Source organism: Pseudomonas sp. GNP014 (assembly GCF_054344005.1).
Map to the genome: position 1 here is coordinate 3459761 of NZ_JBTGUS010000001.1, position 19522 is coordinate 3479282.

Genomic DNA, 19522 nt, shown 5'->3' on the forward strand with positions numbered 1-19522 from the left:
CAGGGCAAGGAGTGACAGCATGAGTCAGGAATGGGATGCCGGTCGGCTGGACAGCGACCTCGAAGGCGTAGCGTTCGACACCCTGGCCGTACGTGCCGGTCAGCACCGCACGCCGGAAGGCGAACACGGTGATCCGATGTTCTTCACGTCCAGCTACGTGTTCCGCACCGCCGCCGACGCGGCCGCGCGGTTTGCCGGGGAAGTGCCGGGCAACGTTTACTCGCGTTACACCAACCCGACCGTGCGCGCGTTCGAAGAGCGCATTGCCGCGCTGGAAAGCGCCGAGCAGGCCGTTGCGACCGCAACCGGCATGGCCGCGATCATGGCGGTGGTGATGAGCCTGTGCAGTGCCGGTGATCATGTGCTGGTTTCGCGCAGTGTGTTCGGTTCGACCATCAGCCTGTTCGAGAAGTACTTCAAGCGTTTCGGTGTGGAAGTCGATTACGTGCCTTTGGCTGACTTGTCGGCCTGGGATGCGGCGATCAAGTCCAACACCAGACTGCTCTTTGTCGAGTCGCCCTCCAACCCGTTGGCCGAGCTGGTGGATATCACCGCGCTGGCGGAAATCGCGCACGCCAAAGGCGCAATGCTGGTGGTCGACAACTGCTTCTGCACGCCTGCGCTGCAGCAGCCGCTGAAAATGGGGGCGGACATTGTCGTGCACTCGGCGACCAAGTTCATCGACGGCCAGGGCCGTTGCATGGGCGGGGTGGTGGCCGGTCGCAGCGAGCAAATGAAAGAGGTGGTTGGCTTCCTGCGCACCGCCGGGCCGACCCTGAGCCCGTTCAACGCGTGGATCTTCCTCAAAGGCCTGGAAACCCTGAATCTGCGGATGAAGGCGCACTGCGCCAACGCCCAGCAACTGGCCGAATGGCTGGAGCAACAGGAGGGTGTCGAGAAAGTCCATTACGCCGGGCTCAAGAGCCATCCGCAGCACGAACTGGCCCAGCGTCAGCAGAAGGGCTTTGGTGCGGTGGTGAGTTTCGAGGTCAAGGGTGGCAAAGAGGGTGCCTGGCGCTTTATCGACGCGACCCGATTGATTTCGATCACGGCCAACCTCGGCGACAGCAAAACCACCATTACTCATCCGAGCACGACCTCTCACGGCCGTCTGGCGCCGCAGGAGCGTGAAGCCGCGGGGATTCGTGACAGCCTGATCCGCATTGCGGTCGGTCTGGAAGATGTCGCCGACCTGCAGGCCGACCTGGCGCGCGGTCTGGCGGCGCTGTGATCGAGTTGTCCACGCCGACAGCGGGTACTCATGGTCGCGTGGCGCTGGTCACCGGTGCTGCGCGCGGGATTGGCCTGGGCATTGCGGCCTGGCTGATCAGCGAAGGCTGGCAAGTGGTGCTGACCGACCTGGATCGGGTGCGCGGTTCGAAAGTGGCGAAGGTGCTTGGCGAGAACGCCTGGTTTATCGCCATGGATGTCGCGGAGGAGAGTCAGGTCGCACTCGGCGTGGCTGAGGTGCTGGGGCAGTTTGGTCGTCTCGACGCGCTGGTGTGCAACGCGGCGGTGGCTGATCCGCACAACATCACCCTGGAAAGCCTCGATCTGGCTTACTGGAATCGGGTGCTGGCGGTGAACCTCAGTGGGCCGATGCTGCTGGCCAAGCATTGCGCGCCCTATCTGCGTGCGCATAACGGCTCGATCGTCAATCTGGCCTCGACCCGGGCGGGGCAGTCCGAGCCGGATACCGAGGCCTATGCGGCGAGCAAGGGCGGGCTATTGGCGCTGACGCATGCGCTGGCGATCAGCCTCGGGCCGGAAATTCGTGTGAACGCGGTCAGTCCGGGCTGGATTGATGCGCGTGATCCGTCGGCGCGGCGGGCCGAGCCTCTGGCTGATACCGATCATGCCCAGCATCCGGCGGGCAGGGTGGGGACGGTCGAGGATGTCGCGGCGATGGTGGCGTGGCTGCTGTCGAGAAATGCCGGGTTTGTCACCGGGCAGGAATTCGTCGTCGATGGCGGCATGACGAAAAAGATGATTTACACGGACTAAGAGGCGAAGCCGCGATCCTGTAGGAGTGAGCCTGCTTGCGATAGCGGTTTCAAGGTTGATACTTTTTTTCCGGGATTGACTCAATTTTGTCTTTTTCAGAAAAACTTCAATCCTGCTATTGACTTAGGTTCGCTACCTGCGTAAATTTCGCGGCCTCGGAGATGCAAACGGGTGATTAGCTCAGCTGGGAGAGCGTCTGCCTTACAAGCAGAATGTCGGCGGTTCGATCCCGTCATCACCCACCACTTCCGAGTGACTTGCGAAAGCAAGAAGGTAGGCTGAAAGTGCCTGCACCGACGCGCAGCGGTAGTTCAGTCGGTTAGAATACCGGCCTGTCACGCCGGGGGTCGCGGGTTCGAGTCCCGTCCGCTGCGCCATATTTTACGAGTCAGGCAATGTCTGGTTCGCGATTGCAAAGCACCGAAGCTTTCAATCAAAACGAGTTACTTGAGCGCAAGCTCAAAGCGATACGCAGCGGTAGTTCAGTCGGTTAGAATACCGGCCTGTCACGCCGGGGGTCGCGGGTTCGAGTCCCGTCCGCTGCGCCATATCTGTTTCAAGGACCACTGAACGCCTTGAAGCGCCGAAAGCAACCTTGGGTTGATTCGGATTCGATAGCAAAGACCCTGGTCGAAAGACCGGGGTTTTTTGTGTCTGAAATTTGGCTATTCCCCTCTTTTCCTCCTGCTCCAACTCCTGAAGCCAATACAAATCCCTGTAGGAGCGAGCCTGCTGGCGATAGCGTCAGTTCAGCCACGCATCTGGTGACTGATACTCCGCTATCGCGAGCAGGCTCACTCCTGCAAGTGCCTGCCCGCCTGCTGCGGTACCACGTCGCATTGATTTTCTGATTCTTTAGTCAAATTTTTGTAACTGGTTGTTTGCTGCGAGCCCGGAAACCTTTAAAGTTAACCTTTCGGTCAGCTTTGCACTGTCAACACGCCCTTTGTTTAGCCAAGAAGGGCTTCTGCAAGACTCGAGATTCCCAGTAGATAACCAGAAGGGCGGACACATAACCGCCCAGAGGATGATCCATGTCCAACCGTGATATATCCCGGCGCTCGTTCCTCCAGGGCGGGCTGGTGGCGGGTGTGAGCGTCACGCTCACGCCGCTCAGCAGTCAGGCGCTGGCTGCCTTGATGGAAAACAGCGTGACCGTGCCGTCCGAGAAGTGGCTCGGCAACAACGGCAAGGCGCGCCAGCGTAACGATGCCCTGTCCAAGGTCTGCGGCAGCAAGGTATTTGCCCGCGACATTCGCTCCAGGGACATGCCGGGCTGGCCTGAGCAACAAGGCCACGCCATGCTGCTGAAAACCATCAAGGCCGACCGTATCTACGACGGCTATGACCTGTCGTGGCTCGGCGCCGACTTGCAACCTGACCGTATCGTCACCGCTGCCGACCTGGACAAGGACGGCATCGTGTTCCCCGAAGAGCACGCGCCGGATCCCTTGCTGCCTCAAGGCAAGGTACCGATGTTCATCGGTCATCCGGTAGCGATCCTGATCTGGAACGATTTCGAACGTTTCCGCCAGGCCAAGAACAAACTCAAATTCAATGACAAGGCGATTCGTTACGGTGCGCAAGTGCCGTACTACGAAGGCGACCCCTATGGCAGCTTCCGCTACGTGCGCGTGGGCGGTCCGACCTCGGCCGATGAAGACGAGTTCGCCAGCCTCAAGGACTCGATCCTGTTCCCGATGCTGAAAAACCGTCGCCCGGTGTGGAATTCCCAGCCGAACCTGCACGGTAACCTGACCGAGCGTGGGCTGTTCTACGCCGACCGCATGAAGCAGCAGATCGACACGCCGCCGGACAACTGGCTGGTGTTCGACGAGCGCTACAAGACCCCGTCGATCGAGCCGGCCGCGATGGAGCCGGACAACGGCAACGGCTGGTACGACCCGAAAACCAAGACCCTGCACTTCGTGGTGGCCACCCAGTGCCCGCTGGAAGCTGCAACCGAGACTGCGAAAATGATCGCGCCGTCTCGTTTCGGCCTGGCCAACCTGAACATGCATCCGGGTTACACCGTGGGTTACGGTTCCAAAGACCACAATATCTTCGTCTACTACGCCGCCCTCGCTGCGCTATACGGCGCCGGTGTGCCGATTCGTCTGGCCAACGACCGCTACGAGCAGTTCCAGAGCGGGATCAAGCGTCACCCGTTCGACATCCGCTACCAACTGGCGGTGGACAAGAACGACTACAGCTTCAAGATTTTCCGCGCCGAAATGAGCGTCGACGGCGGCGGTCGGATCAACTACAGCCCGTCGGTAGCAGCAGTGGGCGCCACGGCGGCACAGTCGATCTACTACATGCCGCAGAACGATCTGCAGGTCACCGCTTACCACTCGCGTGGTGTTGAAGCCGGTTCGATGCGCGGCTACGGCACCCTGCAAAGCATGGCCTCGACCGAAATGATGGTCGACGAAATCGCCAATCGCCTCGGTGTCGACGCGATCGACCTGCGTCGCAAGAACGCCCTGCGGTCCGGCATGAAAAACACTCAGGGCGCGATCCCGGCCGGTGCCTTGCGCCTGCACGAGATTCTCGACAAGGCGTCGGTGCACGAAGTCTGGAAAAACCGCGACGCGATCAAGCAGCAGCGTGAAGCCGCCGACCCGGACAACTGGTATGGCGTGGGTTTTGCCATTTGCCAGAAAGACTTCGGCACCGGCTCGGAAGCGCCGATGGCCAGCATCGAATTCACCGCTGAAGGTCGCATCAGCCTGCGTCACATCGGAATCGAAATCGGCACCGGCATGTCCACTTCGCAAGCGCTGGTGGTGGCCGATTTCCTCGGCAGCCCGGCGCATGAGGTGAAGACCGGTGAGACCGAATGGAAGGAAATGCAGCTGATTACCAGCGGCAATCCTTACATCATGAGCCAGGCCGAGCAGGACAACCTGCTGCGCAACCCGCGCTGGGTCGGCAAGCTGGCCTCGGCGTCATCGGCGACCAACTCGGCTTACTACTTCAGCCACGCCACCCGTGAAGCGGCGCGCGTGCTGTTCAACCACGGTTTGTGGCCGGCGGCGCTGGAGATCTGGCGTCAGGGCCCGTATGGCGGGCAGGCCAACCCCTATGTGGTGCGTCGCGAGGATGCGCATTGGGTCGATGGCAAACTCACAGCTAACGGCATGCAGCCGCTGAGCTTTGAAGAGCTGGCCAAGCGCGCTCACGAGCGGGGTCTGGTCACCGCTGCCACCGTCCACGGATTCAATCGCTGGAGCTGGGCCGAGGCCGAGTACAGCATCGACGGCGTGCGCGAGCGTCTGCCGCTCGATGGTCTGGCGGTGAAGTACGGCGACGGTGCGCCGCAAGCGAAGAAAGCGCAGATGAACAGCGCCGGTTTCCACCTGCTGGATCGCCAGAACATCAACTACCCGGTGGTTCAGTTGAACAACGCTGCGGTGACTTACTACAGCCCGGTGGCCACGCTGGTGGAGCTGAAGGTCAACAAAGGTTCGGCGGAAGTCGAAGTGCTCAACCATCATTCGTGGGTCGAGTGCGGTCGGGTGCTGGTCGAAGAGCTGGTCAAGGGCCAGCTCGAAGGCGGCATCGCCATGGGCATCGGTCACGCGCTGATGGAAGAGATGCCGCTGTATGAAGGCGGGCCGGGGGAGGGTGACTGGAACTTCAACCGTTATCGCCTGCCGATGGCCCGCCACGTGGCGGTGTGGAAGCAGACCGCGGAGATTCTGCCGCCGCTGTCGCCAAGCGATCCGTCCAAAGGCATCGCCGAGGTGGTGATGATCCCGGTGGTGGGTGCCATCGGTAACGCCGTGGCGCACGCCATTGGTAAACGTGTTCGCGATCTGCCAATCACTGCTGCGCGCATCAAGGAGGCCCTCAATGGCTAACCGTCCGCTTCAACTGACCCTCAACGGTCAATCCGTCGGCCCGGTGGACATCCCTGATGACCTGCCGATGATCGACTACCTGCACGAATACAAAAACCTCACCGGTTCGCGCCTGGGCTGCGGCCAGGGCATCTGCCACGCCTGCGTGGTGATTGTCGATAACCCGGACGGCACCAGCGAAGAAGTACGCACCTGCATCACCGGTGCGCATTACTTCGAAGGCAAGAAAGTGCGCACCATCGAAGCTCACGCCAAGCGTGACGAGCAGGGTCAGGTCACTGAGCTGAACCCGATTCAGCAACGCTTCGTCGACGAGTTTGCCTTCCAGTGCAGCTACTGCGCGCCGGGCTTCGTCAACGCCGCGACCGTGCTGGTGGAGAAGCTGCAGCGCCAGCCGATCGCCAAGAGCAAGCTGGAACAGGTCATCGAGGACAGCCTCGGCCATCACGTCTGCCGTTGCACCGGGTACGTGCGTTACTACAACGAGACCCGCAACGTGCTGACCGATCTCGGCCTGGTCAAGGAGGGTTGAGCATGAAGCATCTATTGACCCGTCTGACCCTGGCGGTAGGACTGGCTGCGCCGGTGCTGTTTGCCCACGCCGACGACCAGGTCAAGCGCGGCGAATACCTCGCCCGCGCGGCCGACTGCATGGCGTGCCACACCGCACCGGGCGGCGCGCCGTTTGCTGGCGGGCTACCGATCGTGTCGCCGTTCGGCACGATCTACGGCACCAACATTACCCCGAGCAAAGCGCACGGCATCGGCCTGTACAGCGATGACGAGTTCTTCGCTGCGCTGACCGAAGGCAAGCGCCGCGACGGGGCGAATCTGTACCCGGCGATGCCGTACACCTCGTACCACCTGATGCCGCGGGAAGATTCCGACGCGATCCACGCATACCTGAAAACCATCGAGCCGATCGAGCGCGCCGCGCCGGTCACCAGCCTGAGCTTTCCGTTCAACGTGCGCCTGGGCCTGATGGGCTGGAACATGTTGTACGGCAAGGCCTTGAAGCTGGAGCCGGCCGAAGGCAAGAGCGAGGCCTGGAGGCGCGGCCAGTACATGGTCGAGGTGCTTGGTCACTGCGGCGAGTGCCATACCCCGCGCGGCTTGCCGGGTGCGATGCAGATGGACAAGCGTCTGACTGGCGGCGTCCTCAACGGTTATCTGGCGCCTGGCCTGCTGGCCACCGATCTGGCGGCGCGCGGCTGGAATCAGCAAGACCTGAGCACGTTCCTCAAGCACGGCATGAGCGCCCAGGGCACGATGTTCAACGAGATGTTCCCGGTGTTCCACAACAGCACCCAGGGCCTGAGCGATCAGGATCTGACAGCGATGGCGACGTTCCTGCTCGGCGACAAGCCGCCTGCAGCCGCAGCGCTCGTTGAAGTGCCCGTGGACAAGCTCGGCCTGAGCGCGCAGCGCGGCCGTCAGGAATATTTGAACGTCTGCGCCGGTTGTCACGCTGCCGGGGGTGAGGGCAAGCCGCACATCGCCGTGGCCATGCGCGGCAATACCACGCTGCGCCTGGAAGATCCGCGCAACCTGGTGCGGGTGATCGAAGACGGCATCGGCGAGCAGAAATTTGCCGGGTTCGAGCATATGCAGCCCATGCCTGGATTTGCCGACAAGCTCAGTGCTGCGCAACTGACCGATCTGCTGAACTACCTGCGTCAAGGCTGGGGCGGTCAATCGGCTGAACTGGCGGTCAGCGACGTGCAGAAGCTGCAAGCGCAAGTCCCGGCCGTCGAACACAAGGCGCACTGACATGCAGCATCTCGATCTACAAGTGGTACGCCGGGCGCTGGCGTGGTCGGTGGCGGGGCAGCGCATCTGGCTGTGCACCGTGTTGACCACCTATGGTTCGGCACCGCGTGCTCCGGGGTCGTTGCTGGCAGTGAACGACGACGGGCAGTGGATCGGCTCGCTGTCCGGTGGCTGCGTCGAGGAAGACTTTCTCGAGCGCGTGGCGGAAGGTGCGTTTCTCGATGCGGTCAACGTGGTGCGCTACGGCGAAGGTGATGATCCGCGCTCGCGGGTCAGCCTGCCCTGTGGCGGCATTCTCGACGTACTGGTAGAGAAATTTGACGCCGACTGCGAGGTGCAGGCGCATCTGCGTGAGCTCGAATCGGCGCTGCTCGGTCAGCGCCGCTTGATTCGTGAGGTCGATCTGGCCAGCGGTGCGCGCGCGTTGTTTGCAGATCGCGAACAGGGGGCGCGCATCGAACGTGAGATTGATCGGGTGCGCATTCGAGTCGGCGCCGCGCAACGTTTGTTGCTCGCCGGCTATTCCAGTGTTGCGCAGGCATGCGCCGAGTTTGCGGTCGGTCTCGGTTTCGAAGTGATTCTCTGTGATCCGCGTGATGAAGTGCTCGACGGCGTGATACTGGACGGCGTGGAGATTCGTCGGCAGTTGCCGTCGGTGTTCATTGCCGACGGCGGCTGTCATCGCGATACCGCAGTGGTGGCGTTGACTCACGATCCGCGTATCGACGATCTGGCGATGATGGAGGCGGTGCGTACCGAGGCGTTTTACATCGGCGTCATGGGCTCGCAGCAGACCTCACAGAAGCGCTTCGAGCGCCTGCGCAGGATTGGCGGATTGGGGGAGGTTGAATTGGCGCGGATTCATGCGCCGATCGGCTTGAACCTGGGCAGCAAGACCCCGGCGGAGATTGCCTTGGCGGTGCTGGCGGATATTTTGCGAATTCGTAGCGGGATTGCCCGAGACCAACTCTGATACGGGCTTGTCCATCGAATTGTGGCGAGGGAGCTTGCTCCCGCCTGGCCTGCGCAACAGCCCCTCTTTTTGGATAAAAGAGGGGCCGCTTCGCGACCCGGCGGGAGCAAGCTCCCTCGCCACAGTTTTTTGCCAGTCAAGAAAACTGATCAGAAACCCAGTTTGTCGCGCAAGCCGTAATACCAGGCGCCCAATGCCGCAAACGGCGTACGCAACAACTGCCCGCCCGGGAACGGATAGTGCGGCAAGTCCGCAAACGCATCGAACCGTTCAGCTTGCCCGCGCAATGCTTCGGCCAGCACCTTGCCGGCCAGGTGTGTGTAGGTCACTCCGTGGCCGCTGCAGCCCTGCGAGTAATAGATGTTGTCGCCAAGGCGCCCGACCTGTGGCAAACGCGACAGGGTCAGCAGGAAGTTGCCCGTCCAGGCGTAGTCGATCTTCACATCTTTGAGCTGAGGAAACGCCTTGAGCATTTTCGGGCGAATGATCGCTTCGATGTTTGCGGGGTCCCGCGCGCCATACACCACGCCACCGCCGAAGATCAGGCGCTTGTCGCCGGTCAGGCGGTAATAGTCGAGCAGGTAATTGCAGTCTTCGACACAGTAATCCTGGGGCAGCAGGGATTTCGCCAGTTCTTCGCCCAGCGGTTCGGTGGTGATCACCTGTGTGCCGCAGGGCATGGACTTGGCTGCCAGTTCCGGTACCAGATTACCGAGGTAGGCGTTGCCGGCAACGATGATGAACTTGGCCCTGACCTTGCCCTGTGGCGTGTGCACCACCGGGTTGGCACCGCGCTCGATGCGTACGGCGGGGGATTGTTCGTAAATGGTCCCGCCGAGGGATTCCACTGCTGCGGCCTCACCCAGCGCCAGGTTCAGCGGATGGATGTGCCCACCGCTCATGTCGAGCATGCCGCCGACGTACTGATCGCACGCCACCACTTCGCGAATGCGACGTTCATCGAGCAGCTCAAGCTGGGTATGGCCGAAGCGCTCCCACAGGCGCTTCTGCGATTCCAGGTGGCCCATCTGCTTGGCGGAGAGGGCCGCAAACACGCCGCCGTCCTTCAAGTCGCACTGGATGTTGTACCTGGCGACCCGTTCGCGAATGATCCGGCCGCCTTCGAAGGCCATCTGCCCGAGCAGTTGTGCTTGTTTGGGGCCGACACTGCGTTCGATCACGTCGATGTCGCGGCTATAGCTGTTGACGATCTGCCCGCCATTACGACCCGACGCACCGAAACCGACCTTGGCGGCTTCCAGCACGGTCACGCGAAAACCGTTTTCCAGCAGGAACAGGGCTGAAGACAATCCGGTGTACCCGGCGCCGATCACACAGACGTCCGTCTCCACATCAGCTTGCAGAGACGGGCGGGGCGGTACGGCATTGGCCGACGCAGCGTAATAAGACTCTGGGTAAGGGGTGTTCGCCATCCTGCAGCCTCTGTTTAATATATTTTACGAGTGTGCCGATCCTACCCGAGTTGAAAAACCTCCGCCAGCCACCGGAATAATCTTCTTCACCGGCCTGAAATTAAATATTTTGCATATTCATAGGGTTAGGTGAAAAAAAGGTGTTGACACCCCTCCGGAATTCCGTAGAATGCCGCCTCACAGCAGGCACGTAGCTCAGTTGGTTAGAGCACCACCTTGACATGGTGGGGGTCGTTGGTTCGAGTCCAATCGCGCCTACCAAACAAAATCCGCTCTGCTGGGCGGTCTAGAAGGGCTCACCGAAAGGTGGGCCCTTTTTTGTTGTCTGCGCTTTGCAAAACTTTTGCAAAACCCCCGCCGATCACACCTTCAGGTCTGCGCTCACCCGCATGCACAGCAGGGCGTCATCGCTATGACCCGCCTGGTAGTGTTCAGTCATCTTGACGTCCGCGTGACCCATCAGCCCTTGGATGTATTCCTGCGGGAAACCCTGCTGCTCGTACAGCCACGCACCCAGTGCGCGGATCTCGTGAAAGGTGGGGCGCTCGCCGGCTGGCATGTCCTTGTATGCCTCGGAGTCATCCCGTGCCTGGGTGAATGACTTCGTCAGGTAATCGGGTGTCACGGCGTTCCAGTGCAGTTTGGCATCCAGTTGCGAGCGCTGCGGGCCTTCGGCGAGTAGTGGATCAAGCACCGGCACACAACCGGCGATCGCAGGCGCTCGGCATCGACCTCGCGCAACGCCGGCCCCATGGCAATCTCCAAATGCACGGGCTTCCCGTAATTCTGCGTCTTCCCGGCGACACCTTGATGGTGTTCTGCTCGAGGTCAACGGCCGACTTCGGCCACATCACGATGTCCTCCCGCCGCTGAAGACTCAGCAAGCCCAGCCGGGATTCCTCCTCGAATCGATCGAGGCAACCGCTGAGCTTCGGCGCGGCCGCGCCGGTGAGCATTGCCAGTCGCGCGCCGTCGTCAGCCGAGACCGGACGGCACTACCTCATTCGGGCCGAGCCAATCAGCTCCGGGTGTTACACCAGGTAGCGTTGGGTCGGCTGCGGCCACTACTCCCAACTTTGTAGGTGTTAGTGCCGGATCTGTCGGGGTTGGAGATGACGTAAACGCTCAAGGTGCTCAAGGTGGATCCTCGTGGTATGGCGCATCGTCTATCAGTGGCAATGGAGGTCCTTCTATCTTTGGTGAAGTGGCTTATTCAGTAGGCCCTGGCGGCACTGTAGGGCGTGGCGCTCAGAACCCTGGGCTGGTGGATCTGCGGTCGGGAATAGCTACAAATATTCTTGGCGGTAAAGGTAGTGGTTTGGCGATTGTCGAGGAGTACTCATTAGCATGAAAACATACGCTCGAATTGACGTTGGAAAAGTCATAGAGATCATTGAGCCCGAAATCTTCGATGCAGAAGGCTCAGCGTGGATTGAGGGGCAGCCAAGCAGGATCGGTCAGGAAAAACCAATTGAGGTCCGGCTTCACCTGGCGATTGTCGAGAATATGATTGATGTCTCAGGTATCGAGCCACAGCCTAGTTATGGATGGATCACCTAGGGTGGCGAACTGCATCCGCCAACCCTATTCCAGCCATCCCCGGGAGAGGTAAAGATCGCGAACGCTAGCCTTCGCGATCTTTACCTTAGTCAGGCCAAGTTGGCACTGGCGCCACTTCAATACGCTGTAGATTTCGAAATGGCTCTCGATGAGGAATGAGGGCGCCTGGTAGCTTGGTAGATGTACATGATTGCGATCAATCGTGTAGACCTTGCAGTTACCGATGATCTTTGGCCTGACCCCCTTTACTTAATTGCCGCTGATTGGTTTTCGATTGAGATCTTCGACGGAGCTTCTTTTTTTCGAAACAGTTCCAGTATTATTTTTTGGCAAGGCTTTTCAATGCATATGTGCAATCCTACAGAAACACTTATCACAAAACCTAAAAATAACGCTTGGTGCGCTATTAGGAAGAACATTGATTCGGTAGGGTGACGAATATACATTGATCCAAGAAGTACGTGGATCAGATAAAACGCGAAAGAGGCCTCGCCAAGCATAACAATTTTCTTGCCGGAAAGAAATTTTGCTATTTGCGTCTTGCTGGAAATAACAATGCTTAATATTAGCAAGGTATATGGGAGTGCGTATGCTGCATCCCATTTAAATGAACTGCCAGCAATAGTGGAAGATGTCGCGAGAGTGAATATGTAGGCAATACAAGAGTAGGTTACGAAACTCCATATGCCGCTGCTTGAAGTTTTATGTTTGAAAAAACGCTTGTAATAAATTGCCGCTAATATCCCTAGCGCAAAATCTAAAGATCTGTATGCAGGCCCTCGATAAAGCCAGCGATGTGACGATGCCGGATCAGTAGCTAACAGGCTGGCGCGCTCAGGCATAGAGAAGTAGATTGCGATTGCAATTTGAGAGCTGATTATTATAAGTGCTAGCGCTATAAGCTTATTTTGTGATGTCAAAATGCCCAGTGTTCGAAAGACTGGGATTAGAATCGGAAAGATAATATAAAGAAAAATCTCAACGCTAATGCTCCATGAGGGGCTGTTAAGGCCCATCGCAACAAACAAATCTCCGCTCCATGCTTGTGTAGCCATGATATATGGGAGTATTGGTGTGTAGCCCCCTGAATTCATCCAGGAAAATATTATTAATGCGATGTAAAGAGGGTATATTCTAGCAAATCTTGAAAGCAAAAAGCGTGGCGTGGACTGCAGTGGATTTAATTCGAACCTGTCAAGGTAATTGTAGGCGATTATAAAGCCTGAAAGTACAAAGAAAAAAGTTACGCCATTAAATCCAGATGTTTGCAGGAGAAAAAGCTTTTTATTTTCAGTTTGAATTGGAAAGTGCGAGAAAAAAACCATTAGAGCTGCGAAGAATCTCAGCCCAGTTAGTGCCGGTATATTCCCAGATTTTTTTTGTGACAGTTGCATCGTGCCCACCAGCGAAATTTTGAACGGGATTCTACCAGCAGTTCATTGAGTACAAGATTTTTTTGTAGTCCAAAATGCCATCGCCGAGCAGCAGTTGCTGCAGATCGTTCCGAACCCCCCGCAGCCATGTGGGCGTTTTTGTTTCCGCCTTGAACTCTTCCATGCAGCATTACCGGATCCTCAGCCTGAAGCGTCTCGCCGTGTTCATTGTGCAAGTCGGGCATGAGTCCGGCCAGTTGCGCTACGTCCGTGAAATCTGAGGCCGACCGCCGCTCAGCTCAGGTATGAGGAGCGCACAGACCTAGGCAATACGGGCCGCTCGGGAGTATTGGGGGGGAGGGTGGCCTGATTCAAATCACCGGCCGGGCGAACTACGGCAAATGCGACGAGGTGCTGGGCCTCGACCTGATCAGCCATCCTGAGTTGCTCGAGCTGCGGCAGCATGCCGCGATATCGGCGGCGTGGTTCTGGAAACAGCATGGGTTGAACGATTTAGCCGATCGAGACCAGTTCAACACTATGACTCGACGGATCAAAGACGGTCTGAACGGCTTGGTTGACCGGTTGGCGCTTTGGGAAAAATACCGGGCGGTGCTGGCGTGACTGTTCCGTGGCGGTTGATCGGCATGCTGGCGCTGATGCTCGCCGGCTTCGGCAGTGCTTGGCAGTTTCAGGAGTGGCGCTACGCTCATCAGTTGGCCGAGCAGGTCCGACTGCAAGCCGAAACGCTAAATCAACTGACCCAAGCTGCGGCAACCGCGCAACAGGCCGAGCAGGGCAAGTGGCTGGCGGTCAGTGAGCAAAACCAATTCCGGAAAATGACGGATGCACAACGTGACCAGGATTATCTGCGCGATCGCCTTGCCACTTCTAATCTGCGGCTGTCAGCGCCGGCGGCGTGGAACATGCAGCCGTACGAGTCAGACTTGCCCTGGCACATGCTCAACGGATTATCGTCATCACCGACACCAGTGACAGGGTGATTGATTGCGCTGCGAGCGTGCCAAGCCTACGTTAGGGATCTGGCGCCCGTGCATCTCGAATGACGTTGAAGAACCATCAATGGATCGTCTTCGTTTGCGGGGGCAGGCCGTCAAGGATCCCGCGCAGACGCTCGGTATCCTGTTTCGACTCTCTCTCGGATATTTCAAGAAGGGAGAGTTCGCAGCGGATGCGCGCTGTTTTCGCCGCCTTCTTGCGGAGACTGCGCATTGCTTCATCACACTGATGGACATGCTTCAGCCTGTATTTCGACCAGTTTGGATATCCGCTCACGCTCCTGGCGCGGTTGGGGTTCAGTTCCTCGAACTCATTTTCGTACAGTGCGAGTTGATGCCGGCAGGTCTCGAGCGGCGTAGGGCAGCCGAGCCAGTCGTAGGTTTCCTCTACTATATAGGCGGGATCTACTGAAGTGTCTTGTCACGAGCTCGCCGTCGGTCGCCGTCATCCTTGAAAATTGTGTGGATATTGAAGGGGTTACGATTTTATTTAACCAACCGGTTATCAAAAAAACGTTGTTGCCCCTCTTGGAATTCAGTAATATTCGCCCCGCGTTCACCACCACGGTTTATGCATTTTTAAATCCCAAGCTTCCATCAGCTGCTTGGGATTTTTTTTGCCTGCGATTTGGCGTCCGCTCCTCCTGTTCCTCTCTATTCAACCCGTGGCGATCTTCGACAAGCAGATCGCAGCTTTTTCGACTACTACTGACTGGCCGATTTCCTACTCTTGTCACGGGAGTGTTTCGATGCTGGTTCACTGGTTGCTTGCCGCTGTTCATCTATTGGCGTTTGCTCTGGGCTTCTGGGCGGTGCTGGCGCGCGGCACGGCGTTCATGCGCCTGGGCTCGGGCGCGGGGGAGGTCAAGCGGGTTTTGCTGGCTGACAGCCTCTGGGGGATTTCTGCGCTGGTTTTGCTGATCACGGGCGGGATGCGTGCATTCGGCGGGTTCGAAAAGGGCGCTGACTATTATCTTCATCAGCCGCTGTTTCATTTGAAGATGACGCTGTTTGTGCTGATTCTGCTGATAGAGCTCGCACCAATGATCACCCTGATCAAATGGCGTATTGCCTTGGGGCGAGGCGCAGAGCTCGATACCGGCCGGGCGAAGTTGTTTGCGCGAATCAGTCACGTCGAAGCACTGCTGATGGTGCTGATGATGATTGCGGCCACTGGCATGGCTCGCGGTGTGACATTTGCTTAGGGCGGCGCAATTCCCTGCTCTCTATCGGAAATGTCCGACAGTCAGTTCTGGTAATGACAGGTAGTATCGACCGGAAAGAAAGAAGGGCGGGGAGATCGAGGCGATGCGGGGCGAAGCTGTGCTGTGTTTCAGGCGCCGTGCCCAGCGGAGTGGGAAGCGGGTGGCAATACGGCGCGTGAATCTTTAGCCAGTCATTACGCGCGGGTAAACGAACTGGCTAGGGTTTGCGATGCGGCTCAGGGCGTTTGTGGCTTGTCCGGGGCGGTCAGGCCTGCCTGAATGCGCTGATAAATCTCTTCGCGGTGTACGGCAACGTTTTTCGGGGCGTTGATGCCAATGCGAACCTGTTGGCCGCTAACACCGAGGATGGTGATCGTAATGTCATCACCAATATTTATGCTTTCACCGACTTTGCGGGTGAGTATCAGCATGGTCTTCTCCTTGATTGCTTTGTAGGGCACCTGATTCAGACAGTGCAGAGGTCGGTGGTACGTATAGATTAGTGCGAAGTCTCACGGTTTGGGTGCCTCTTTCTGACGCGCAGATGCGGCATTAATTCCCAGGGCGTAACTATACAGAGGCTGCAATCATCAATCTCGTTGTTTTGTGCCCATTTTGCGGGGCTCGCGAAGTATTTTTGAATGATAAGATCGCCGCTTTGAGAATTCCGAGGAAAGTGTTGTGCGCAAATTGGTCTGGGTCATCGCGGCACTGGCATTGGCAGGATGTGGTGAAGGCAAGAGTGTAGACGTACAGAAGCCGAAAGCGGCAGTGGCGGCGGCACCTGCGGCGGCTTCTGCACCGCAGTGGGATCTGGAGGTGCGCGGCGAAACGCCTCAGGCTGTCAGTGATCTGAGTGGCTGGTTGATCGAGCACGCATTCGTTCCGACGGTGATCAAGGACAGCAGTGGTAAAACGCGAATTCTGATCGGTCCGTTCAACTCCCAGGCCGATGCTGAAGCTCGTAAGGTGCAAGTGGATGCGGCATTGGTGAAGGCGAAAAAACAGAACATTGAATCGGTGGTGATCGAGCACCCGATCGCGCCGTAGGCGTAAATAAAAAGGCCGTGAGCGTTATGCTCACGGCCTTTTTTAATTTGCGCATCCCGTCAGCCACAGGCTTTCAGATTCACCGGGCCGACGAATTCGTTGCCGCGTCCCATTACGCAGGCCACGCTCTGGTTGCGTTGACGCTCCCAGTCTTGCACCGGATATGTCTTGTCCCATGCTTCATACAATTGCCGGTCCTGTTTCGACAGGCGCAAGCCGTACTGCTTGCTCATGTAGAAGTAGGTCCGGGCGATCATGCCGCGAATCGAAGGGCGGGGCATGACCTTCTTCGCCTTGAAGTCGACCTGGGTCAGGCAGGAGCCGTACTGGCCGGACTGCACTGGCAGCCAGCCGTAGCTGAAATTGCTGCGATCGCCATTGACTTCGCCGATGCTCGGCACCAGGTTGTGCAGGTCCGCTTCAGCCTTCTGATAGCCAGGGTCGTAACGCGTACAGTTCTTGCGTCCGCCTTCCTGCCAGCATTGGCGTTGATGGCCGAACTCCCAGGCCGGGACAATGTGTTCCCACTCGATACGTGAAGCGCGCTTGGCGTTTTTGCGCGGTACGTAGCCGCAAGCCTTCAGATCGACTTTGTTGCCGGTGTATTTACACCCGCAATAAAACTCGGTGGATTGCGGCGCATAGAGCTTCCAGGCGACCTTCTTGGCTTCGGTAAATGTGCGAGGGGCGCCAGCCTGCGCGCCCATGGTGATGAACAACAACAACAGCAAAGCAAAACAGCGGACACTCATTGAATCAATCTTCCTTCGGTACAACCCAAAAAATCTGCACGCCGCCATCATCGCGATAGGCAAGGGTGACGTTATCGTTCTCGTCGATTTCCTCGAGCAGGCGCTCCCACTCATCCGTTGGCTCATCCGGCAGGCGGAAGATCAGTGCGGCTTTGGCTTTTTGTGCAGTCGGAGAATTGATGATTTTCTGAACGCGCATACCCATGCGTTCGTAGGCGTCAGGAGCATCAGGAGAGGTGGCCACGAGGTTATCCTTATTAAGCTGTACGTGCATACAGTATTTAACTGTAGGCAATTTCGCAACTGCTTAAAATTCAAGAAAATCCTCTGACAGCCGTTTTCCGATTTTGGTGTGAGGTGTGCCGAAATATTTGTGTGGAAAATGCAGGAGGGCTGCCGCGCATGCCCCCCCTCCACCTGGTCGGTGAAGGGTGAGCAAAGAGCCCGATCACGAACGGATCGGGCGAAGGTCAATCAATATTCCCAGAACATCCGTTGCAGCTCTTTGCTGTCGTTGGTTTTGGTCAAGGCGACCATTGCCAGGATGCGCGCTTTCTGTGGGTTCAAGTCATGCGCAACCACCCAGTCGTACTTGTCGTCAGGTTGTTCAGCGTTACGCAGGACGAAACCGCCGGCATTGACGTGGGACGAACGAATGATCTGCACGCCGTCCTTGCGCAGGGCTTGCAGGGTTGGCACGACGCGAGAGGACACCGAGCCGTTGCCGGTGCCGGCATGGATGATGGCCTTGGCGCCGGACTGGGCCAGGGCTTTGTAGGCGGTATCGGACACGTTGCCGTAGGAGTAGGCGATTTCTACGTCAGGCAGGCTCTTGATGTTTTTGATGTCGAATTCCGAATCCATGGTGTGACGCTTGGCAGGCAGGCGGAACCAGTAGGATTTGCCTTCGACCACCATGCCCAGTGGGCCCCAGGCACTTTTGAACGCCTCGGTCTTGATGTTGATCATTTTGCTGACGTCACGACCGGACTGGATTTCATCGTTCATGGTCACCAGTACGCCTTTGCCGCGCGCTTCCTTGCTGCTGGCCACGGCCACGGCGTTATACAGGTTAAGCATGCCGTCCGCCGACATGGCGGTGCCCGGACGCATCGAGCCGACCACAATGATCGGCTTGTCGGTTTTTTCGACCAGGTTCAGGAAGTAGGCGGTTTCTTCCAGGGTGTCGGTGCCGTGGGTGATAACGATGCCGTCGACGTCTTTGCTGTCAGCCAGTTCGGAGACGCGACGACCCAGTTGCAACAGGTTTTCGTTGGTGATGCTTTCCGAAGCAATCTGCATGACTTGCTCGCCGCGCACATTGGCCAGTTTGCTCAGCTCGGGAATGCCGGCAATCAGTTGCTCGACGCCAACCTTGGCTGCCTGATAAGTGGCGCTGTTGGCTGCGCTGGCGCCAGCCCCGGCGATGGTGCCGCCGGTCGCGAGTACCACGACATTGGCAAGCTTGGCCTGGGTTTCGACTTCTTTTGCCTGAAGGGCGGTGGGCAGGAGCAGGAGGAGGGCCAATGCGCCCGGAACCAAAGTGTTGAAAGCAGATTTCATTATTTTTCTCTCTAGTAGTGAGACGGTGCTTGATGCAGGTTCATCTAGATGCGCCCGGGCCGATCTGGATACCCGGGTACAGGGGAGGGAGCAGGATTTGTACCATCCGTACTTTGCTTGAGAGAAATGTTTAACCTTATGATTTAAATCAGGAATTTATACGTTGCTGTGTCGTGGTGCTCAACGCTGCATCCGGGTTTCCGAACATTGGCGGCTTGCGCGTTCGGCTGGCCGAAAGGATCGCGTTTGTTCTGCAGTGGGCAAGACGCAGATTCGATGGCTTTGCTAAAGAAACGGCGCTCCGCGCCGATGCGTCTTCAAGGAATCTTTATTTTTTGAGGAGTTCGCATGTCACTTTCGGTTGGTTTTCCAAATGCCAGCGCTGTCACCATCGGCGGCAAATCCGCAGCCACGATCAATGCTCTGAGCGACGCGACTGCCGAAGCCTCCGCCCAGTCGCTGGGCGACAAAGAGGGCGACGCCACCCAGGTCAGAACCGGTGGCGCCGCACAGGAAGACAGTAAGGCCGAAAGCGGCAGCAATCAAAGTATCGCCGTGAAAATGCTGCTCAAGCGCCTGCAGGAGCTGCAAAAGCAGTTGCAGGAACAGCAACAGCAATTGGCGGCAGCGCAAGCCGCCAGTTATCCCACTCCGGAAGCCAAGCAGACCGCCGTCATGGCGATTCAGGGGCAGATAGCCGATACCAACGGCGCTCTTTCGGAAGTTTCGGGCAACCTGATCAAGGAGCTGGCCAAGGATTCCGGCGGCGGCGGTCTGATCAGTACTACTGCCTGAGATGCGGGCGAATCACGCGATTTGCCCTACAACAAATGCTGATGTGTGATTGTTGACAAATGTCGGCAGGGTTCGCATAGTTCGGTCTACGCAAACGTTTGCGCAGCTTTCCCGGCGGGCAATCCCTCTGAGGGAAGCGACGTAGCTTACGCCAGCGCA

General features: G+C 58.1%; 17 protein-coding genes, 4 tRNA genes and 2 pseudogenes. 16 read left to right on the plus strand and 7 right to left on the minus strand.

Annotation, left to right across the window (positions count from 1 at the left end; genetic code table 11):
* Positions 1 to 19 precede the first annotated feature (19 nt).
* The 9 genes from ACXX9E_RS15445 (at position 20) to ACXX9E_RS15485 (ending at position 8613) form a co-directional block, all read left to right on the plus strand.
* Positions 20 to 1231 (plus strand): O-succinylhomoserine sulfhydrylase, encoded by a 1212-nt coding sequence (locus tag ACXX9E_RS15445; RefSeq protein ID WP_128614838.1) that lies wholly within the window; start codon positions 20 to 22, stop codon positions 1229 to 1231.
* On the plus strand, positions 1228 to 2004 hold the full coding sequence (locus ACXX9E_RS15450) for an SDR family oxidoreductase (protein ID WP_123463399.1): 777 nt from the start codon (positions 1228 to 1230) through the stop codon (positions 2002 to 2004). Before ACXX9E_RS15445 ends, ACXX9E_RS15450 begins: the two co-directional genes overlap by 4 nt.
* 169 nt (positions 2005 to 2173) lie before the next feature.
* Positions 2174 to 2249 (plus strand) — tRNA-Val (locus ACXX9E_RS15455).
* A gap of 55 nt (positions 2250 to 2304) precedes the next feature.
* Positions 2305 to 2381 (plus strand) — tRNA-Asp (locus ACXX9E_RS15460).
* A 94-nt stretch (positions 2382 to 2475) separates the two neighbouring features.
* Positions 2476 to 2552, plus strand: a tRNA-Asp gene (locus tag ACXX9E_RS15465).
* A gap of 486 nt (positions 2553 to 3038) precedes the next feature.
* Positions 3039 to 5870 carry a xanthine dehydrogenase family protein molybdopterin-binding subunit gene (locus ACXX9E_RS15470; RefSeq protein WP_458555653.1) on the plus strand — a complete coding sequence of 944 codons (2832 nt, stop codon included), beginning with the start codon at positions 3039 to 3041 and terminating at the stop codon, positions 5868 to 5870.
* Complete coding sequence (locus ACXX9E_RS15475; RefSeq protein WP_458555654.1) at positions 5863 to 6402, plus strand: (2Fe-2S)-binding protein; 540 nt, start codon at positions 5863 to 5865, stop codon at positions 6400 to 6402. The genes ACXX9E_RS15470 and ACXX9E_RS15475 overlap by 8 nt, the downstream gene beginning before the upstream one ends.
* A gap of 2 nt (positions 6403 to 6404) precedes the next feature.
* Positions 6405 to 7640: a c-type cytochrome gene (locus tag ACXX9E_RS15480; protein ID WP_458555655.1), complete on the plus strand. Its 1236-nt coding sequence runs from the start codon at positions 6405 to 6407 to the stop codon at positions 7638 to 7640.
* A 1-nt stretch (position 7641) separates the two neighbouring features.
* On the plus strand, positions 7642 to 8613 hold the full coding sequence (locus ACXX9E_RS15485; protein ID WP_322374167.1) for an XdhC family protein: 972 nt from the start codon (positions 7642 to 7644) through the stop codon (positions 8611 to 8613).
* 149 nt (positions 8614 to 8762) lie between these two features.
* Here ACXX9E_RS15485 and ACXX9E_RS15490 read toward each other — a convergent pair whose 3' ends face one another.
* A complete protein-coding gene (locus ACXX9E_RS15490; RefSeq protein ID WP_123463391.1) occupies positions 8763 to 10046 on the minus strand; it encodes an NAD(P)/FAD-dependent oxidoreductase in 1284 nt (427 codons plus the stop codon).
* A 184-nt stretch (positions 10047 to 10230) separates the two neighbouring features.
* Here ACXX9E_RS15490 and ACXX9E_RS15495 point away from each other — a divergent pair.
* Positions 10231 to 10307: transfer RNA gene (locus ACXX9E_RS15495), tRNA-Val, on the plus strand.
* A 100-nt stretch (positions 10308 to 10407) separates the two neighbouring features.
* Here ACXX9E_RS15495 and ACXX9E_RS15500 read toward each other — a convergent pair.
* Positions 10408 to 10740, minus strand: a complete 333-nt coding sequence (locus ACXX9E_RS15500; protein WP_458555656.1) for a tyrosine-type recombinase/integrase — start codon at positions 10738 to 10740, stop codon at positions 10408 to 10410.
* Positions 10741 to 11393: 653 nt separating this feature from the next.
* On the opposite strand from ACXX9E_RS15500, the gene ACXX9E_RS15505 reads away from it, so the two are divergent.
* On the plus strand, positions 11394 to 11606 hold the full coding sequence (locus ACXX9E_RS15505) for a hypothetical protein (RefSeq protein WP_422495811.1): 213 nt from the start codon (positions 11394 to 11396) through the stop codon (positions 11604 to 11606).
* 245 nt (positions 11607 to 11851) lie between these two features.
* Here ACXX9E_RS15505 and ACXX9E_RS15510 read toward each other — a convergent pair whose 3' ends face one another.
* Positions 11852 to 13000, minus strand: a complete 1149-nt coding sequence (locus ACXX9E_RS15510) for an acyltransferase family protein (protein ID WP_458555657.1) — start codon at positions 12998 to 13000, stop codon at positions 11852 to 11854.
* A 79-nt stretch (positions 13001 to 13079) separates the two neighbouring features.
* Between ACXX9E_RS15510 and ACXX9E_RS15515 the strand changes: the two are divergent.
* From ACXX9E_RS15515 to ACXX9E_RS15525, 3 genes and pseudogenes are all read left to right on the plus strand, one after another.
* A pseudogene (locus tag ACXX9E_RS15515) lies at positions 13080 to 13603 on the plus strand (glycoside hydrolase family 19 protein).
* A pseudogene (locus tag ACXX9E_RS15520) lies at positions 13600 to 14046 on the plus strand (lysis protein). Before ACXX9E_RS15515 ends, ACXX9E_RS15520 begins: the two co-directional pseudogenes overlap by 4 nt.
* A gap of 701 nt (positions 14047 to 14747) precedes the next feature.
* On the plus strand, positions 14748 to 15203 hold the full coding sequence (locus ACXX9E_RS15525; RefSeq protein WP_422495815.1) for a DUF2214 family protein: 456 nt from the start codon (positions 14748 to 14750) through the stop codon (positions 15201 to 15203).
* 236 nt (positions 15204 to 15439) lie between these two features.
* Here ACXX9E_RS15525 and csrA read toward each other — a convergent pair whose 3' ends face one another.
* On the minus strand, positions 15440 to 15634 hold the full coding sequence (csrA, locus tag ACXX9E_RS15530) for a carbon storage regulator CsrA (RefSeq protein WP_003179932.1): 195 nt from the start codon (positions 15632 to 15634) through the stop codon (positions 15440 to 15442).
* Between the two features lie 250 nt (positions 15635 to 15884).
* Here csrA and ACXX9E_RS15535 point away from each other — a divergent pair, with 250 nt between their 5' ends.
* Positions 15885 to 16253 (plus strand): SPOR domain-containing protein, encoded by a 369-nt coding sequence (locus ACXX9E_RS15535; protein WP_123463380.1) that lies wholly within the window; start codon positions 15885 to 15887, stop codon positions 16251 to 16253.
* A gap of 59 nt (positions 16254 to 16312) precedes the next feature.
* Here ACXX9E_RS15535 and ACXX9E_RS15540 read toward each other — a convergent pair whose 3' ends face one another.
* From ACXX9E_RS15540 to ACXX9E_RS15550, 3 genes are all read right to left on the minus strand, one after another.
* Positions 16313 to 17005 (minus strand): endonuclease, encoded by a 693-nt coding sequence (locus ACXX9E_RS15540; protein ID WP_123463378.1) that lies wholly within the window; start codon positions 17003 to 17005, stop codon positions 16313 to 16315.
* A gap of 4 nt (positions 17006 to 17009) precedes the next feature.
* Positions 17010 to 17279 carry a DUF1654 domain-containing protein gene (locus tag ACXX9E_RS15545; protein WP_123463376.1) on the minus strand — a complete coding sequence of 90 codons (270 nt, stop codon included), beginning with the start codon at positions 17277 to 17279 and terminating at the stop codon, positions 17010 to 17012.
* A gap of 200 nt (positions 17280 to 17479) precedes the next feature.
* Positions 17480 to 18568, minus strand: a complete 1089-nt coding sequence (locus tag ACXX9E_RS15550; RefSeq protein WP_123463374.1) for an asparaginase — start codon at positions 18566 to 18568, stop codon at positions 17480 to 17482.
* 348 nt (positions 18569 to 18916) lie between these two features.
* On the opposite strand from ACXX9E_RS15550, the gene ACXX9E_RS15555 reads away from it, so the two are divergent.
* Positions 18917 to 19363 carry a hypothetical protein gene (locus ACXX9E_RS15555; protein WP_458555658.1) on the plus strand — a complete coding sequence of 149 codons (447 nt, stop codon included), beginning with the start codon at positions 18917 to 18919 and terminating at the stop codon, positions 19361 to 19363.
* The last annotated feature ends 159 nt before the right edge of the window (positions 19364 to 19522 follow it).

Bases quoted from the DNA above. Each gene is read 5' to 3' on its own strand.
- ACXX9E_RS15445 (WP_128614838.1), top strand. From the start codon at position 20: ATGAGTCAGGAATGGGATGCCGGTCGGCTGGACAGCGACCTCGAAGGC.
- ACXX9E_RS15470 (WP_458555653.1), top strand. From the start codon at position 3,039: ATGTCCAACCGTGATATATCCCGGCGCTCGTTCCTCCAGGGCGGGCTG.
- ACXX9E_RS15475 (WP_458555654.1), top strand. From the start codon at position 5,863: ATGGCTAACCGTCCGCTTCAACTGACCCTCAACGGTCAATCCGTCGGC.
- ACXX9E_RS15480 (WP_458555655.1), top strand. From the start codon at position 6,405: ATGAAGCATCTATTGACCCGTCTGACCCTGGCGGTAGGACTGGCTGCG.
- ACXX9E_RS15485 (WP_322374167.1), top strand. From the start codon at position 7,642: ATGCAGCATCTCGATCTACAAGTGGTACGCCGGGCGCTGGCGTGGTCG.
- ACXX9E_RS15490 (WP_123463391.1), bottom strand. From the start codon at position 10,046: ATGGCGAACACCCCTTACCCAGAGTCTTATTACGCTGCGTCGGCCAAT.
- ACXX9E_RS15505 (WP_422495811.1), top strand. From the start codon at position 11,394: ATGAAAACATACGCTCGAATTGACGTTGGAAAAGTCATAGAGATCATT.
- ACXX9E_RS15510 (WP_458555657.1), bottom strand. From the start codon at position 13,000: ATGCAACTGTCACAAAAAAAATCTGGGAATATACCGGCACTAACTGGG.
- ACXX9E_RS15525 (WP_422495815.1), top strand. From the start codon at position 14,748: ATGCTGGTTCACTGGTTGCTTGCCGCTGTTCATCTATTGGCGTTTGCT.
- csrA (WP_003179932.1), bottom strand. From the start codon at position 15,634: ATGCTGATACTCACCCGCAAAGTCGGTGAAAGCATAAATATTGGTGAT.
- ACXX9E_RS15540 (WP_123463378.1), bottom strand. From the start codon at position 17,005: ATGAGTGTCCGCTGTTTTGCTTTGCTGTTGTTGTTGTTCATCACCATG.
- ACXX9E_RS15545 (WP_123463376.1), bottom strand. From the start codon at position 17,279: ATGCACGTACAGCTTAATAAGGATAACCTCGTGGCCACCTCTCCTGAT.
- ACXX9E_RS15550 (WP_123463374.1), bottom strand. From the start codon at position 18,568: ATGAAATCTGCTTTCAACACTTTGGTTCCGGGCGCATTGGCCCTCCTC.
- ACXX9E_RS15555 (WP_458555658.1), top strand. From the start codon at position 18,917: ATGTCACTTTCGGTTGGTTTTCCAAATGCCAGCGCTGTCACCATCGGC.